16 protein-coding genes are annotated in these 16,027 nt (G+C 66.0%); 6 read left to right on the plus strand and 10 right to left on the minus strand.

Annotated features, from left to right (window positions below; translation table 11 throughout):
* Positions 1-175 precede the first annotated feature (175 nt).
* Entirely contained in the window at positions 176-2,722 is a 2,547-nt protein-coding gene (locus E8E91_RS00430) for a TonB-dependent receptor (protein ID WP_280374108.1), read from the plus strand.
* Between the two features lie 300 nt (positions 2,723-3,022).
* Here the strand turns inward: E8E91_RS00430 and E8E91_RS00435 are convergent, their stop codons facing one another.
* The 4 genes from E8E91_RS00435 to E8E91_RS00450 form a co-directional block, all read right to left on the minus strand.
* The gene (locus E8E91_RS00435) at positions 3,023-3,532 is read right to left on the minus strand and encodes a DUF3016 domain-containing protein (RefSeq protein WP_280374109.1); all 510 of its coding nucleotides are present in this window, start codon (positions 3,530-3,532) and stop codon (positions 3,023-3,025) included.
* A gap of 87 nt (positions 3,533-3,619) precedes the next feature.
* On the minus strand, positions 3,620-3,943 hold the full coding sequence (locus tag E8E91_RS00440; RefSeq protein WP_280374111.1) for a DUF3325 domain-containing protein: 324 nt from the start codon (positions 3,941-3,943) through the stop codon (positions 3,620-3,622).
* A complete protein-coding gene (locus tag E8E91_RS00445) occupies positions 3,943-5,466 on the minus strand; it encodes a PepSY-associated TM helix domain-containing protein (protein WP_280374113.1) in 1,524 nt (507 codons plus the stop codon). The genes E8E91_RS00440 and E8E91_RS00445 overlap by 1 nt, the downstream gene beginning before the upstream one ends.
* Entirely contained in the window at positions 5,463-5,759 is a 297-nt protein-coding gene (locus tag E8E91_RS00450) for a DUF3649 domain-containing protein (RefSeq protein WP_280374115.1), read from the minus strand. Before E8E91_RS00450 ends, E8E91_RS00445 begins: the two co-directional genes overlap by 4 nt.
* Before the next feature lie 260 nt (positions 5,760-6,019).
* Here E8E91_RS00450 and E8E91_RS00455 point away from each other — a divergent pair, with 260 nt between their 5' ends.
* Positions 6,020-6,331 carry a DUF3509 domain-containing protein gene (locus tag E8E91_RS00455; RefSeq protein ID WP_280374117.1) on the plus strand — a complete coding sequence of 104 codons (312 nt, stop codon included), beginning with the start codon at positions 6,020-6,022 and terminating at the stop codon, positions 6,329-6,331.
* Between the two features lie 22 nt (positions 6,332-6,353).
* Here the strand turns inward: E8E91_RS00455 and E8E91_RS00460 are convergent, their stop codons facing one another.
* Positions 6,354-6,845 carry a phosphate-starvation-inducible protein PsiE gene (locus tag E8E91_RS00460; protein ID WP_280374118.1) on the minus strand — a complete coding sequence of 164 codons (492 nt, stop codon included), beginning with the start codon at positions 6,843-6,845 and terminating at the stop codon, positions 6,354-6,356.
* A 209-nt stretch (positions 6,846-7,054) separates the two neighbouring features.
* Between E8E91_RS00460 and E8E91_RS00465 the strand changes: the two genes are divergently transcribed.
* The 4 genes from E8E91_RS00465 to E8E91_RS00480 all read left to right on the plus strand — a co-directional run bounded on the left by E8E91_RS00465 (position 7,055) and on the right by E8E91_RS00480 (position 10,768).
* Entirely contained in the window at positions 7,055-8,050 is a 996-nt protein-coding gene (locus tag E8E91_RS00465) for an MBL fold metallo-hydrolase (RefSeq protein WP_280374120.1), read from the plus strand.
* A gap of 108 nt (positions 8,051-8,158) precedes the next feature.
* Complete coding sequence (locus E8E91_RS00470) at positions 8,159-8,416, plus strand: YebG family protein (RefSeq protein ID WP_190830791.1); 258 nt, start codon at positions 8,159-8,161, stop codon at positions 8,414-8,416.
* 487 nt (positions 8,417-8,903) lie between these two features.
* Positions 8,904-9,770 (plus strand): DMT family transporter, encoded by an 867-nt coding sequence (locus E8E91_RS00475; protein WP_280374122.1) that lies wholly within the window; start codon positions 8,904-8,906, stop codon positions 9,768-9,770.
* A gap of 116 nt (positions 9,771-9,886) precedes the next feature.
* Entirely contained in the window at positions 9,887-10,768 is an 882-nt protein-coding gene (locus tag E8E91_RS00480) for a sterol desaturase family protein (protein ID WP_280374123.1), read from the plus strand.
* Here the strand turns inward: E8E91_RS00480 and E8E91_RS00485 are convergent.
* From E8E91_RS00485 to E8E91_RS00505, 5 genes are all read right to left on the minus strand, one after another.
* A complete protein-coding gene (locus E8E91_RS00485) occupies positions 10,765-11,442 on the minus strand; it encodes an AraC family transcriptional regulator (protein WP_280374124.1) in 678 nt (225 codons plus the stop codon). The two genes, E8E91_RS00480 and E8E91_RS00485, sit on opposite strands and share 4 nt — an antisense overlap.
* A 240-nt stretch (positions 11,443-11,682) precedes the next feature.
* Positions 11,683-12,789, minus strand: a complete 1,107-nt coding sequence (locus tag E8E91_RS00490; protein ID WP_280367823.1) for a dihydrolipoamide acetyltransferase family protein — start codon at positions 12,787-12,789, stop codon at positions 11,683-11,685.
* Between the two features lie 15 nt (positions 12,790-12,804).
* Complete coding sequence (locus E8E91_RS00495) at positions 12,805-13,806, minus strand: alpha-ketoacid dehydrogenase subunit beta (RefSeq protein WP_280367821.1); 1,002 nt, start codon at positions 13,804-13,806, stop codon at positions 12,805-12,807.
* Positions 13,799-14,893 (minus strand): pyruvate dehydrogenase (acetyl-transferring) E1 component subunit alpha, encoded by a 1,095-nt coding sequence (gene pdhA / locus E8E91_RS00500; protein ID WP_280374126.1) that lies wholly within the window; start codon positions 14,891-14,893, stop codon positions 13,799-13,801. Before pdhA ends, E8E91_RS00495 begins: the two co-directional genes overlap by 8 nt.
* 92 nt (positions 14,894-14,985) lie before the next feature.
* A complete protein-coding gene (locus E8E91_RS00505) occupies positions 14,986-16,005 on the minus strand; it encodes a Glu/Leu/Phe/Val dehydrogenase dimerization domain-containing protein (RefSeq protein ID WP_280374127.1) in 1,020 nt (339 codons plus the stop codon).
* Positions 16,006-16,027: the final 22 nt, after the last annotated feature.

Genomic DNA, 16,027 nt, shown 5'->3' on the forward strand with positions numbered 1-16,027 from the left:
CGCCCGGAACGATGGGTATCGCTGCGCTCAACGCCATCCTACGAAGCCCGCACCTCCCCGACCCGTAGGGACGAAGCGATAGCAATCAACATTTTTTGCGCAAGCTGAGCCTTTTTTCCGATCTCGCGTGACAAGGCAGACAGAGACCTTCCCAATTCACAGTCGAGACGCCTCCATGCAGTATCCGCCCCGCCTCCATCGCTTTGCCCGCAAGCCCCTGGTCCGTGCCATGCAGCCGCTGCTGCTCGGCCTCAGTCTGGCTGCCGCCCTGCCCTACGCAGCTGTTGCCGCCAGCCTGGAAATCGGCGCCGAAAGCCAGCGCCAGGCCTTCGACATTCCCGCCGGCCCGCTGGAAGCAGCGCTCAACCAGTTCGGCCGCGAAGCAGGCGTGCTGCTGTCCTTCAGCCCCGAGCTGACCGCCGGCCGCCAGACCCAGGGTCTGTATGGCCAATACGGTGTCGACGAGGGACTGAACCAGTTGCTGGCCGGCAGCGGCCTGCACGCCGTGGCCCAGGACGGCGGCTACAGCCTGCAATCCTCCGGCGCCGCCATCGAGGTGGACCGCCAGGTGGTGGTCGGTTCCCGCGCGCCCACCAGCATCAGCGAGCTGCCGGGCACCGTGTGGATCATCGACGCGCCGCAGCTGCAGGAGCAGACGAAGGGCGGCGTGCCCTTCAAGGAAGCGCTCGGCCAACTGATCCCCGGTCTCGACGTCGGCCCCCAGGGGCGCACCAACTTCGGCCAGAACATGCGCGGCCGCAGCGCCCTGGTGATGATCGACGGCGTATCCCTGAACAGCTCCCGGGGCATCAGCCGCCAGTTCGACTCCATCGACCCGTTCAACATCGAGCGCATCGAAGTGCTCTCCGGCGCCAGCGCGGTGTACGGCGGCGGCGCCACCGGCGGCATCATCAACATCGTCACCAAGAAGGGCGAGGCGGGACCTGCGCGCTTCAACAGCGAAGTGGGTCTGCGCAGCGGCTTCGAGACCAGCCAGGACCACGATTGGCGCGCCGCCCAATCCGTCAGTGGCGGCAATGAGCAGATCAAGGGCCGCGCCTCGGTGGCCTACCAGAAGAACGGCGCCGCCTACGACGGCAGCGGCGACCAGGTAATGCTCGACATCACCCAGACCGACCTGCAGTACAACCAGTCGGTGGACGTCATGGGCAGCCTCGACTTCGCCTTCGCCAATGGCCACAGCCTGAGCCTCGGCGCCCAGTGGTACGACTCCGGCTATGACGGCGACAAGGGCGTCGACCTCGGCCGCAACTTCGCTGGCCTGCGCGGCCTGGAACCCTTCGAGATCGAAGGCGGCGCCAGCTTCGACCGCGAGCCGCGCACCGAGCGCACCCAGTTCAACGCCACCTACCACGCCCCCGAAGTACTGGGCCACGACCTCTACCTGCAGGCCTACTACCGCAGCGAAGAGATGGCCTTCCAGCCCTACCCGAGCATCAGCTTCACCGGCACCGGCGCCATCAACCCGGCTCGCTCCTACTACTCCGCTTCTCAGCAGGACACCGACTACTACGGGTTGAAGGCCGTGCTGGTGAAGGAGTGGGACCGTTTCACCCTGACCTACGGCGCCGACATCGAGCGTGAAAGCTTCGACTCCGACCAGGCCCTGTTCGACCTCAACACCGCCGCGCAGACCGGTGGCCTGGTGGCCGACGAATATGCCAAGGTCGGCCGCTACCCGGACATCGACACCGACAGCAACTCCCTGTTCGCACAGGGCAGCTGGCGCGCCACCGACGACCTCACCCTGTCCGGCGGCGTGCGTCGCCAGCGCACCAACAATGATGTCGGTGACTTCGTTGCAGCAGCCCAACAGATCCAGATCAGCAAGGGCAACGGCACCAGCGCCGACGCCATTCCTGGCGGCGAGAAGGACTACCAGGTCGACCTCTACAACTTCGGCGCCGTCTACAAGCTGAACAAGGCGCAGCAGCTCTGGGCCAACTACTCCGAAGGTTTCGAGCTGCCGGACCCAGCCAAGTACTACGGCCAGGGCACCTACTCCGCCGCGCCGGTCAATGGTCGCTGGGTGCTGCAGAAAGGCGTGAACGTGAAGGATTCGGCCCTCGACGGCATCAAGACCAAGCAGGTGGAACTCGGCTGGCGCCACTATGACGGCAGCCTGGATGCGCAGCTGGCCGCCTTCTATGCGTGGTCCGACAAGAGCATCACCTACAACCGCACCACCCTGCTGGTGGAGCAACTGGACAACAAGAAGCGCAACTACGGCCTGGAAGGCCAGGCCAACTACTGGTTGAACGACAGTTGGCAGATCGGCACCAGCGCGCTGGCCATCCGTTCCCAACAGAAGATCGACGACCGCTGGCAGAAGCAGGACGTGACCGCCGCCAGCCCCTCCAAGCTGACCGCCTTCGTCGGCTGGCGCGACGACGACACCAGCCTGCGCCTGCAAGGCGTGCGCACCTTCAACCTGTCCGACGACGGCAACGTCCTCGCCAGCGGCCAGTTCGACGGCAAGGACCACAAGATCGACGGCTACGCGACCTTCGACCTGCTGGGTAGCCAGGTCCTGCCGGTGGGCACGCTCAACTTCGGCATCCAGAACCTGCTGGACAAGGACTACACCACCGTCTGGGGCCAGCGCGCGCAGGTGTTCTACAGCGCCAACATCCCCGCCGACCTGTTCGACTACCACGGCCGTGGTCGTACCTACAGCTTGAGTTACAGCGTGGAGTTTTAACGGGCCTCCCTCACCCTCGGCCCCTCTCCCGCAAGCGGGCGAGGGGTGACTCTCGGCTCACCTCTGTGGCGACGACTTTGTGGGGGCGATTTCAATCGCTAAGCAGGGCGCAGCCCTGCCCTTCCCTGTGAGCGATTTCATTCGCGAAAGGGGCAGCACCGAGCCGCCGGTTATCCCCCTCACCCCCGGCCCCTCTCCCTGAAGAGGAGAGGGGTGACTCCCAGCTCACCTCTGCGACGGTGATTTTGTAGGGGCGAATTTATTCGCCAAGCGGGCCGCAGGTCCGCCCTACCCCGCCAATCAATACGAAACCGTCTTGTCCTTCGACCCGATGTTCCAGCGGAACCAATCATCCAGCATGGTCTTCTCGTAGCGCAGGCGGTCGTTGCTGAAGTAGTAGTTGCCGTGTTGCAGGTAGGACTGGTCGATCACCGTCACATCGCGGCTGACCAGGACCTTGCCGTCCTGTTCCAGGCTGTAGTGCAGCTTGATCCGGGGCCAGGTCACTTCGCGCATGAAGCGCACATCCTGGAAGTTCACCCGCCAGGGCTCGTACTGGCCGGCCAGGTCGATGTCGAGGACGTCCACCTTGAGCGTCTGCCCGGATTGCAGGTAGCGCTTGCCGAGCTTCTCGATGTGGGCCTTGAGGTCCTTCAGCACGAAGTCGTCCGCGCCACGGCCGTAATCACGGTACAGGCGCGCGTCGCTGTACTTGTCCGGATTGCTGAAGCTGACCTCGGTGGAGGATGCCAGCACGGTCGGAGACAGGATCAGCAGGGCCAGCACGATGAGGGGCAACGTGGGTCGCATGGAACACCTCCTGACGGTGATGCAGGGCACCGCCAGGACCAGTTTACGCCTGCCGGTACCCCGCGATATCGGCTCCAGTCGGACGGTTCAGACCAGAGCCAGTACGCCGCCTCCCAGCGGCAACAGGGCCACCAGCGGCAGCACCCAGCGGGCCTGCCAGGCCAGCAGTGCGACCAGCAGCAGGCCGGCGAGCATCAGTTGGCAGAGCCAGATCACGCCGCCGATTTCACCACCCAGTTCGGCGATGGCCAGGGCCAGGCCAATCAACATGGCGAGCACCGCACCGATCCGCAGCAAGTGGCTGCGGGATTCGCTCGGGGCGCCGCTGAATACCAGTTTGTGCTGGCGCGACATGGCCAGGGCCAATCCGGTCATGGCCAGGTAACAGAAGGCAAAACTCAGGACCAGCATCAGGCGCTCTCCTCCACCAGGCGACGGCGGACGCGCGGTGCCTTCACCACCTGGGGTTGCGAACGGCGCCAGGCCATGTGGCCGCAGAGCACGCCGGACGCGAGCAGCACGAGGTCGATGCTGGCCATGTCCCAATCACCGCGTGCCAGGGTGGCCAGCAGGCTACCCTGGGGCGTGAGCAGTGCATTGAGCAGCGGCAGGCCGAGGGCCAGGACGGCCACGACAGCCAGCACGTCGCGGGCGACCTTGCCGCTGTTGCGGCGTAGCACGGCCCAGGCCGCCACCAGCAACCAGACGCCAACGAATACCCAGGTTTCCGCGCTGGCGCGCTCAGCCATGCCAGCCGGCAACAGGCGATTGCCATAGAGCAGGCCGAGGCTGGCCACCGGCAGGCCGCCGACTACCGCGCCATTCAGCGCACGCACCAGGCCGATGCCGTAGCCGCCGCGCGCCTCGCGCTTGCGCAGCCAGACCTGCAAGCCGGCCACCAGCATCGCGCAGCCCATCAGGCCAAGCAGCAGGTAGAGGGCACGGACGATCTGCCCGCCGAACTGCGCCATGTGCAGGTTGGTCAGCCAGGCGTAGCTCTGGTAGCCGGGGCTGTAGGGCTTCTGTTCGTGGAGCAGCTCACCGCTGGCGGCGTCATAGGACAAGGTCCACTGGAAGTCGACGATGCCGGAGCGGTCGTAGCGGCGGATATCCACCACGGCAGCGGCGTCGCCCGGATGATGCACGCTGATCCAGCCCGTCTCGTTACCGCCCCAACGACGGTGGGCATCAGCCACCAGGCTGTCGAGGGACATGGGCGGCGGCGCCGGCTGCTTCACGTCTTCGCGCGAATAAGCGCCCATCACGTCGTGGAAGAACGCCTCGGCATCGCCGTCGTAGGCGCGCTGGATGCCGGCGGGCATGTAGAACACCACGAAGATGGCAAGGCCCGTGTAGGCGATGAGCAGGTGGAACGGCAGCCCCACCACGCCGAACAGGTTGTGCGCATCCAGCCAGGCGCGCTGGCCGTTGGCGTCCGGGCGCAGGGTGAAGAAATCCTTGAAGATGCGGCGGTGGATGATGATGCCGCTGATCAGCGCCACCAGCATGAACATGGCGGCGATGGCCACGATGTACATGCCGACCATCCCGGCGTTGAGGTCGTAGTGCAGGGTGAAGAAGAACAGTCCGCCGACGGTTTCCGGCATCGCCTCGCCGGTGGCGGGGTCAAGGGCAAAACGTACGAACTCGCTTTCGTCAGCCGGCTCGTAACCGGCCCAGTAGAAGGGTTCGCGCTCGCTCGGCGGGCGAATCCAGATGGCGTGGGCATCCGGCGCCTTGGCCAGCATCGCGTCGCGCACCTGGTCGACGGTCATGGCGTGGCTGGAGGGCTCATGCAGCGCGGGACGCATCCAGCGCTCCAGCTCCTTGTCGAAGCAGGCGATGCTGCCGGCGAAGAAGATCACGAACAACAGCCAGGACGGCAGCAGTCCACCCCAGGTGTGCAGTCCGGCCATGGATTGGCGCAGGCTCATGGGCGTACTCCGAAGTCGCCGGGCAGGTAGGCCGCCAGGGCCATCAGGGCGGTCACCCCGATCAGCACCAGCCAGAGCCGCAGGGCCGAACGCGCGGCAAAGGCGTAGAGGATGGCGAGGGTGTAGACGACGAAGCAGGCCAGGCTGGCGAATACCACCCGGTCGCTGCGCACCAGCGGCAGATACACGGAGAGGAACGCCGTGGCCGCGTAGGCCAGGGCGTAGCCGCCGAGAATCGCCGCCAGCACCCGCGCAGTCACGTCCCAGCGCGAAGAAGTCTTGGCTTTGCTCACGTTGCTACCTTGCTTGAGGGCGCCCTGGCGGAACGCGATCCGACAGAGGCAAAGGAATTCTCAGAAATAAACTTGAGAATTATTTACATTCGCTCTTGTATTGCAACAGACAATTTCTATCAACCTGCGCGAAACGACCCCGATCCGGCTATCTGCGACACCTGGTCGGAACACGCCCCTACCACCGGTCCCAGCGGTTCGAACTTTGCAGCTCTCCGGGCGTCCATCGACTCATCGCTCGACCAACCAGGTGACAGGCCATGTACAACCCCTTCCAGATTCTCACCGACGCATTCCAGGCCGAATTCCGGGTCAACCTCAGCCTCGTCAGCCCAGACGGCAGCATCCTGCTGACCCTTACCAATGAACAGGGCGTGGTAGCACGGCGCATGATCAGCGCGGCCCAGCGCAATGATCCGGCCCGGCTGAAGCGGGTGATCGAAAGCGTTCGCCTGGGGATCGCCATCGAGAGCGGGAACAAGGTGGGGGAATTGCTCACCAGCATGACTGGCGGCCATGTGGCGCCGGTACGCACCGGGCGGGTGAACGCCGCACAGATAGCGCGCATCTGATGCACGCTATCTGTGCACGGGGTCAGGCTTCCTCTTCCACCTCGACCCGGCGCGCCAGGTTGCGACGACGTGGCGGGGCGTCGATCTGTACCGAGGGGAAGCGCGAGGAGGCATAGCGCACTACCAGGATGGCAAGCGCCAGCAGCAGGATGGCCCCGGACACGAAGACCGCCCCCAGGTCCGGCCGGTGATGGTGCGAGACATCGGAAATCAACAGGCGGGTCAGCGCGGTGATCGCCACGTAGATCAGGAAGCGCACCGGCATGTGGTTGGTCTTGAAGTAGATGCCGACCATGGCGCCCAGTTCGAGGTAGATGAACAGCAACAGGATGTCATCGACCGTGGCGTGCCCCTTGTCCACCATCCCCAGGAAAGCCACCACGGCGGCCCAGGCGGTGATCCCGCCGATGGCGAACAACGCCAGGTAGTGGAAGCTCTCCACCAGGAGATTTCCCAGCGACTCGGCCAGGCCATGCACGTTTTCGCGCGTTCGATCAGCCCAGTTGATTTTCACGATACAACTCCTTGCGACGACGGCCCCGATGGTGACGGGGAAAGGTGACATTGGGGTTATGCAGGATGGGGGCCGCCCTATCGCCTGCGCCACGAGGCAGGTTGTCGCAGCCCTTACCGCCAGGTGCGTCACGCAGGAAAAACTGCGTACTGGACATCACCGGCGCTCACCCCGCATAAACACCGCTCATCCCGAAATGGAGCTTCGTCATGAGCCGCCCGCTTCACCCTCGCCACGTCCTTTTCGCTGCCCTCGCCCTGGCCCTGCCGTTCGCCGCGCCCATCACCGCCCAGGCCGCGCCAGTGGCCAAGCAACAGACCCAGGTTCCCGGCTTCTACCGCATGGCCGTGGGTGATCTGGAAGTCACCGCGCTCTACGACGGCTACGTGGACCTCGGCACCAACCTGCTCAAGGGCGCCAGCGCGGAAGATATCCAGAGCTTGCTGGCGCGCATGTTCATCGAGTCCAGCAAGGGCGTGCAGACGGCGGTCAACGCCTATCTGGTCAACACCGGCAAGCAGTTGGTGCTGGTGGATACCGGCTCGTCGAAGTGCTTCGGCCCCACCCTCGGCGGCATCCTCGGCAACCTCAAGGCCGCCGGTTACCAACCGGAGCAAGTGGACAGCGTGCTGCTTACCCACCTGCACCCGGACCACGCCTGCGGCCTGTTGGACGCCGAGGGCAAACCGGCCTTCGCCAACGCCACGGTGTTCGTCACCCGGGATGAAGCCGGCTTCTGGTTGAACCCCGAGGTAGCGGCCAAGGCTCCGGCAGACTCGAAAGCCTTCTTCGAAATGGCGCAGAAGGCCGTGGCACCCTACAAGGCAGCCGGCAAGCTGAAGACCTACAGCGCAGGTGATGCCCTGGTGGAAGGCGTCAGCGTCGCACCCTCGCCTGGCCATACTCCCGGCCACACCGGCTACCTGTTCAGCTCCAACGGCCAGGAACTGCTGGTCTGGGGCGACGTGGTGCACAGCCATGCCACCCAGTTCGCCAACCCGGACATCGCCATCGAGTTCGATGTGGATAACGCCAAGGCCATCGCCAGCCGCAAGCAGGTATTCGCCGCTGCCGCGAAGGACAAGCTCTGGGTAGCCGGCGCGCACCTGCCCTTCCCCGGCCTCGGCCACGTCCGTAGCGAAGGCGAAGGCAAGGGCTATGCTTGGGTTCCAGCGGAATTCGGCCCGATTCGCAGCGATCGCTGAAACAGGCCGGCGAATGGAAATTTCCTACGGGCTATTTCCATTTGCCATCATTCCGAATACTGTACGCACATCCAGTATTTTCCAACCAATGAAGGTGAGGGGTGATGAATGGCCGTCGAAGTGGTGTACCGCAGCAGCCGCGATCCGGAGCGTCTGTTCATGGATAAGGCCGAAGCCGACCGTTACGACAAGATGCTCGAACTGGCCGAGTCCCTGGCCGAGGTCCTGCAAAAGGCGGTGCCGTCCCTGAGCGAGCAGCAGGTGGAAGACATCGGCATCTTCATGGCCAAGCATCGCGATACCTTCGCCCGCGCCTTCAAGAATCAGCCCGACGCCCTGACCGAGCTGGAACTGCCCGGCGAGTGATCCGCCCTCTCCCCCGGCCCCTCTCCCTGAAGAGGAGAGGGGTGACTCGCGCCGGATGTGACGAGTAACTCCTGATGCGATGCGGCGGGGAATTGGTCTTTCAGGAGCAGATGCACCAAGCAGCTGGGCCCAGGCAGTTCCCCTCCCGCATCACATGTTTTCCCGATTGACGTCCGGCCAAACCCGGTCTAATTTCGCCAAGTCCCCCTTCCGGGGCCCATCTCCTTCGGCGAATCCCAGATGCCCAACGCAAGCGCCCATTCCGCGATGATCACCGACCCCGTCGGTGCGCGCGTTCGCGCCTGCCTGTCGCCGATGTCCCCGCCTGTCGCACCGCCGCCTGCCGTGCGGGCCGGCTTTCCGCCGCCGCCCCCGTACGCGCTGCTCGGCTGATCACCAGCCACTGATACCGCTCCGGTCCTGACCGCTTTCGGTCGGCGTTCGCGCGCGCCGGAGCCTGTTGCTGCTCACTGACAGGTGAACATTCATGACGTTGGACAAATCCGTCTGGGGCGCTTTCGCCTCGACTTCACTCTTTGTGCTGCTCTGGAGCAGCGGCGCGATCTTCGCGCGCCTGGGCCTGGACCACGCCTCGCCCTTTGCCTTCCTCACCCTGCGCTTCGCCCTCGCCTTCGCCACCTTGCTGCTGGTCTGCGGCTGGCGCGGCCAGGCCCTGCCGCAACCGGGCAGCCGGTTGAAGGTGGCGGGCGTCGGCCTGTTGCTGATTGGCGGCTACACCATCTGCTACCTGCTGGCGCTGGACAACGGCATCACCCCCGGCGTGCTCGCTGCCCTGCTCGGGGTGCAGCCGATCCTCACGCTGCTGGTGCTGGAACGGCGCTTCTCCCTGGCGCGTCTGCTGGGCCTGGCCATCGCACTGGGTGGACTGGTGCTGCTGGTGTGGCAAAGCATCGGCCGGGCGCAGGTCTCCACCCTCGGGCTGGTCTACGCCTTCGCCTCGCTGGGCAGCATGACCTTCGGCGCCATCCTGCAAAAAGGCCTCAAGCAATCGCCCATGCAGGTCCTGCCGGTGCAGTACGGCGCCAGCCTGCTGGCCTGCCTGCTGCTGGTGCCCTACAAGCCCTTCCACTTCGAGGCGACCCTGGACTTCGCCATTCCCCTGCTCTGGCTGGCGCTGGTGATCTCCGTGCTGGCGCAGTTGCTGCTCTACCGGCTGATGCAGGCGGGCAACCTGGTGAACGTCACCAGCCTGTTCTACCTGGTGCCTGTGGTGACGGCGGGGATGGATTACCTCTTCCTCGGCAATGCCCTGGCGCCCCTGGGCATGGCCGGGATGGGCGGGATACTGGCGGGGCTGATACTGGTGTTCAGCGTCGGTAACCGAGCCGCATGAAAACGGGCCAGGCGATTGCCGCACAAGGGCAATCGCCTGGTCCAACTTGCGCGGTTTGTTCAATCCCCGACGAGCACAGGACGCGACGCTGAAGGCCCCGAACAAGGAGTCCTCCCATGCGTTCACTCTTCGCCTGCTTCTTTGCGCCGCTGTTTCTCTTCGGCTTTCTCGCTGCCGCGCTGTGGATAACCGCCCTGCATCCGGCCTACTGGCTTGTCGCCCTGCTGCTGCCGGCCATTGCCCTGGCCTTCCTTGCCGAAGCCTGGCTGCCCTACGAGCCGCAATGGAACCGGCCACGAGGAGACCGGCTGCGCGACGGCCTGCATGCGCTGGTCAACGAAACCCTCAACCTGCTCGGCATCGCGGCCATTCCGCTGGCAGCCGCCTGGATACCGAATGCCGGCGTCTGGCCCCACCACTGGCCTTTGCCGCTCCAGTTGCTGCTGGCCGTCCTGGTCGCCGACCTCGGCGTCACGCTGATGCATTACCTCAGCCACCGCCTGGAACCGCTCTGGCGCCTGCACGCCGTGCACCACAGCGTGCAGCGCATGTACGGTTTCAACGGGCTGATGAAGCACCCGCTGCACCAGGCGGTTGAAGCCCTGGCCGGCACCGCGCCCTTGCTGATGATGGGTATGCCGATGCAGGTTGCAGCGCTGCTCGCCTTCGCCATCGCCCTGCAACTGCTCTTGCAGCACAGCAATGTGGACATGCGTGTCGGCCCGCTGCGGCACCTGTTCGCCTGGGCGCCGGTGCACCGTTTCCACCACATGAAGTACGGCCGCACGGGAGACGTGAACTTCGCCCTGTTCTTCAGCTTCTGGGACCACCTGCTGGGCACCGCCTTCCACAGCGATTACCGCATGGGCGTCGATGACCTGGGGGTCGGCAGCCGCCCGGATTATCCCCGCGACTACCTCGCCCAGATGGTCGAGCCCTTCCGCCACCAGCCCCACGGAACCAGCCCGGAAGCGCCAGCCGGATTGCGCCGCGCCTAACCGATGAGTTGCAGCTTCAGCCGCGCCAGGTTGCGGTCGGCGCGGATGCCGAAGGTGGCGCGCATGGTACGCGAGAAGTGCGCGGCATCGGCGAAGCCGGCGTCCAGGGCGGCGCGGGTCAGCGTCTCGCCTTCGAGGGCCAGACGCAGCGCCAGGCGCAGGCGTCGCCAGAGCACGAGGCGCCGCACCGAGAGCCCTACCTGGTCGCGGAACAATCTTTCCAACTGGCTCAGTGACAGGCAGGCCCGTTGCGCCAGGGCCGCCGCGCTGACCTTTTCCTCCAGCAAGGCATCCACCGCCGCCAGCGCGTTGCCGATTCGCGAGTCCAGCTGTTGCCGGGGCGCGGCCAGCAACAAGCCGGCCAGGGGCTCAAGGTCCGCCGGGGCATCTGCGAGCAACTGGCGCAAAGTCTCCGGGCTGAAGGCCAGGGGTTCGGCATAGACGGCGACCACGTCCTGACTGGGGTCCTCGATGGCGTGGGCGCGCATCGATTCCACCAGCAGGAAGCGCCCGCCGCATGGCTCACCCTCCAGGGTCAGGCGCAGTGGCGCGACCTTGGCCAATAGCGCCTGGTGGGCGTAGTGGGCGTGGGGACGCGCACTGCCGGCAACGCCATCGAGCAGGCAGAAGTCGCGGGCCATCCATAGCGCGCCCTGCCAGGGTGATTCGATCATCAGGGGCCTCCTGCCGATTCCAGGCAGACAGCAATAGCTGCCGGATTCCGGTTCGGCAAGGGGTGGGCCGAGGTGACTTGTGGGGGCGAATTCATTCGCGAAATGGACTGGCACAGAGCCGCCGGAAACCACCCTCACCCCCAGCCCCTCTCCCTGAAGGGGAGAGGGGTGACTTCTGGCTCACCTTTGGGGCAATCCTGTAGGGGCGAATTCATTCGCCAAGCAGGGCACAGCCCTGCCCTACGGCTGCTCCAGCGCCTGCACCAGCGCTTTCAGGAACCGCGCCGCTTCGCCCCCGGTCACCGCCCGGTGGTCGAAGGTCAGCGACAGCGGCAGCACCGGGTGGATTTCCACCTTGCCTTGCCAGGCCACCACCTCATCGCGGATGCCTCCGGCGCCGATGATCGCCACCTGGGGCGGGACGACCACCGGGTTGGCGTAGCGGCCGAACAGCGTGCCGAAGTTCGACAGGGTGATGGTCGCGCCCATCATTTCCTGCGGCGGGATCGAGCGCGCCTTCACGTCGGCCCGCAGCCGCGCCATGCCTTCCTTCAGGTCCTCGGCACTGCGCCCACCAACGTTGCGCAACACCGGCACGAAAAGTCCGTCCTGCGTGTCGACGGCAATGCCGAGGTCGAGCTTGTCGTGCTGGCGAATGGACAAGGCGCGGCCGTCGAACCAGCTGTTAAGGATGGGTTCCACCTCGCAGGCGGCGGCGATGGCCTTGCCCAGGCGGATCAGCGGGTCGCGGGCTTCCGGCCAGCGGTGCAGGTCGGCGTCGCCGAAGATGGTCACCGGCACCACCTCGGCATGGGAGCGCGCCATGTTGATCGCCATGCTGCGGCGCACGCCCCGCAGACGCTCGCCGCCGAAGCTGTCGCGGGCGCTTTGGGCAGCCTGCTCCACATCCGTGCGTGTCACCAGGCCGTCGGGGCCGGAGCCGGCCAGGGCGGCAAGCTCAACGCCCAGTTGGCGGGCGAGCTGGCGTACCGCTGGGGTGGCGCGTGGCGCCAGGTGTTCGCGGGTAGATGGCGCGGCGCCGACGAAGAAGCTGTCAGCCTGGGCATTGCCCCCGCCCTCCAGGCGGCCGACCACGGTGCCGGCATCGGCGTCCTCACCCTCGTAACCCAGCAGCGGTTCGCCGACGTGGAGAATGTCGCCCTCCTTGCCGAAGGTCCTGGCCACCACGCCGTCATGGGGTGCGGGGATATCCACAAGCGCCTTGGCGGTTTCCACCGAGACGAGCAGTTGGTCGGCCTTGACGCTGTCCCCCACCTTCACGTGCCACTGGACGATCTCGGCTTCCTGCAGACCTTCGCCCAGGTCGGGCAGTTTGAAGTATTTCATCGTGCGCTCCTCGTCTCAGGCGTAGTTCAGCACCAGGTCACAGGCCGCAAGAATGTCTTCCGGGCTGGGGATGTAGAGCTGCTCCAGGCGATACAGCGGCGGTGGAATGTCCGGCGCGGTGACCCGCTGGATCGGCGCCTGCAGGTCGAGCAGCGCGCGCTCGTAGAGACTGGCCGCGATCTCCGCGCCGACCCCGCAACTGCGCGGTGCCTCGTGGACGATCACGCAGCGGCCGGTCTTGCGCACCGACGCCTCCAGGGTGTCCAGGTCCAACGGTTTGATGCTGGCCACGTCTATCACTTCGGCGGAGACGCCCTGCTCCTCCAGCTTCGCGGCAGCCTGCAATGTTTCGTGGACGCTGGCGCCCCAACTGACGAGGGTGATGTCCGAGCCCTCGCGCAGGGTGAAGCAGCTGTCCAGCGGCAGGCGCCTGCCGTCGTCGATGATCGGTTGCGGGTTCATCCGGTAAAGCCGGGTGGGTTCGAGGAAGATCACCGGGTCTGGATCGTCGATGGCTGCCAGCAACAAGCCATAGGCCCGTGCCGGCGAGGACGGGATCACCACCCGCAGGCCGGGGATGTGGGCGAACAGCGCTTCGGTGCTTTCGCTGTGGTGCTCCGGTGCACGGATGCCGGCGCCCATGGGGCTGCGCAGCACCATCGGGCAGGTGAGCCGGCCACGGGTGCGGCAGCGGATGCGGCTGGCGTGGGACACCAGGTGCTCCATGGCGGCATAGATGAAACCGAGGAACTGGATTTCCATCACCGGCTTCAGGCCTTGGGCGGCCATGCCCACGGCGAGGCCGCCGATCATGGTTTCCGCCAGCGGCGTGTCGATCACCCGCTTGAAGCCAAAACGGTCGCGCAGGCCGAGGGTGGCGCGGAACACGCCGCCGTTGACGCCCACGTCTTCCCCCAGGACCACGACGTTTTCGTCTTCCTGCATGGCGCGGTGCAGGGCCAGGTTCACGGCTTCCAGCAGGGCGCGTTTTTCGAGGCTGGTGTTGAGGTTAGTCATGGCTACCTCCTTGCTCACGCCGGGCAACTCGCTCCAGGAGCATTTCGCGCTGCTCGCCGAGAGCGGCCGGCCAGCGCGAGTAAACGTGGTCGAGCACCGCCTCCACCGGCTGGATTCCGGCGGATTCGAAATTATCCACAGCCATCTGGACCTGCCGCTGGCAGTCGGCGATCAGCGCCTGCTCACGCCCTTCGTCCCAGACCCGGTTGGCAGCGAGGAAGGCCTGCATGCGCTTGATGGGTTCTTCCTGCCAGGCCGCCTTGACCTCCTCGGCGCTGCGGTAACGGGTGGCGTCGTCGGCGGTGGTGTGATCGCCCAGGCGATAGCTGAGGCATTCCAGCAGGATCGGTCCCTTGCCGTGGCGGGCGCGGTCCAGTGCCCATTGCACGCGGTCATAGACGGCCAGCACGTCGTTGCCGTCCACTTGTTCGCCGTGGAAGCCAGCGCCAGTGGCCTTCTGCGCGAGAGTGGGTGCGCCGCTCTGGATGCGCCGGGGCACCGAGATGGCCCACTGGTTGTTGTTCACCACGAAGACCACCGGCAGCTGCCAGGCCCCGGCCACGTTGAGGGCTTCGAGGAAGTCGCCCTTGCTGGTGGCACCGTCGCCGCAGGTGGTGACCACCGCGCGGTGCTGCCCACGAATCTTGATCGCCGTGGCGACACCGCAGGCATGCAGCGCCTGGGTGGCGATGGGCACGCAGATGGGGAAGTCCTCTTTCGAGCGCGGGTCCTGGAAGTCGCTGCCGCGTTCGTCGCCGCCCCAGTAGAGCAGGATTTCCTCCATGCGCACGCCGCGCATCAACTGCACGGCGGTGTCGCGGTAATAGGGCACCAGCACGTCTTCGTCGCGCATCAGGCTGCCGATGGCGACGCCTATGGCTTCCTGGCCCAGGGTCGGGGCGTAGGTGCCGATGCGGCCGGTGCGTTGCAGGGCCACCGCCTTCTGGTCGAAGAGGCGGGTCAGCACCATGCGGCGATAGAGGTTGGTGAGCAGGTTGAAATCGTCGGCCCAGGCTGGCAGTTCACCGACCAGCCGTCCCTCGGGGTCGAGGAAGCGCGTATAGGGCAAATCGATCCGATTGGACATGGCTTCGCTCCTTACACCTTTTGAGTGCCTGTGCAGTGCCCGGGGCTTGTGGCTCCGGGAGCTAACGGGCCGGGCCGCTGGTTGGCGGCCGTTCAGCCGAACAGCAGGCGCTCGGCCAGGGCATCGGCGACCCGCGCGGGGGATCGCTTGTCGGCCTGGGCGTGCGCGTAGATCTCGGTGAGCCGCTGGTGGATCCGCGACAGGTGCGCGGTGATCGCCGGCAGCGTCTCCCCCTTGTGCTTGAGGGCGACGTAGATGAGCCCGCCGGAATTGATCACGTAGTCCGGCGCATAAAGGATGCCGCGCGCTTCCATCTCGTCGGCGATCTCGGGGCTGGCGAGCTGGTTGTTGGCCGCACCGGCCACCGCTGCGCAACGCAACTGGCCCACCGTCTGAGCGTTGAGCACTCCGCCCAGGCCGCAGGGCGCGAGGATGTCGCACGGCGTGGTGAGGAAGGCATCGGCGGCCACCGGTTGGGCGCCCAACTGCTCGATGGCCAACTGCACGCGGCCGGTGTCCAGGTCACTGACCAGCAACTCGGCGCCGACCGCATGGAGCTGTTCGGCCAGGGCGTAGCCCACGTGGCCGAGGCCTTGCACGGCGATGCGCAAGCCTTCGAGGTCATCGCTGCCGAGGCGCGCATGGGCGGTGGCACGGATGCCGGCGAAGACGCCGAGGGCGGTGTGCGGCGAAGGATCGCCAGCCGCCGTGGTGCTGGTGACGTGGCCGGTCTGCTGGGCGATGCAGTCCATGTCGGCGCTGGAGGTGCCGCTGTCCACCGCAGTGATGTAGCGGCCATTGAGGGACTCGATCATGCGGCCGAAGGCTTCGAACAGGGAGGCGCGATCATTCACATGGGCAGGGCGGATGATCACCGCCTTGCCACCTCCCTGGTCGAGGCCGGCCAGGGCCGCCTTGTAGCTCATGCCCTGGGCGAGACGGATGGCGTCGCGGATGGCGCTTTCATCATCGGGGTAGGCGAGGTAACGGCACCCGCCCAGGGCCGGGCCGAGGCGGGTGTTGTGGATGGCGATGATGGCCTTGAGTCCGGTGGCGGGGTCGTTGGCAAGGTGCAACGCCTCCAGCCGGGCGGTTTCCATCATGGCGAACATGGCGGTCTCCCTTCCTGACTTT

Source organism: Pseudomonas sp. BN515, assembly GCF_029873155.1.
Classification (GTDB): Bacteria; Pseudomonadota; Gammaproteobacteria; order Pseudomonadales; family Pseudomonadaceae; genus Metapseudomonas.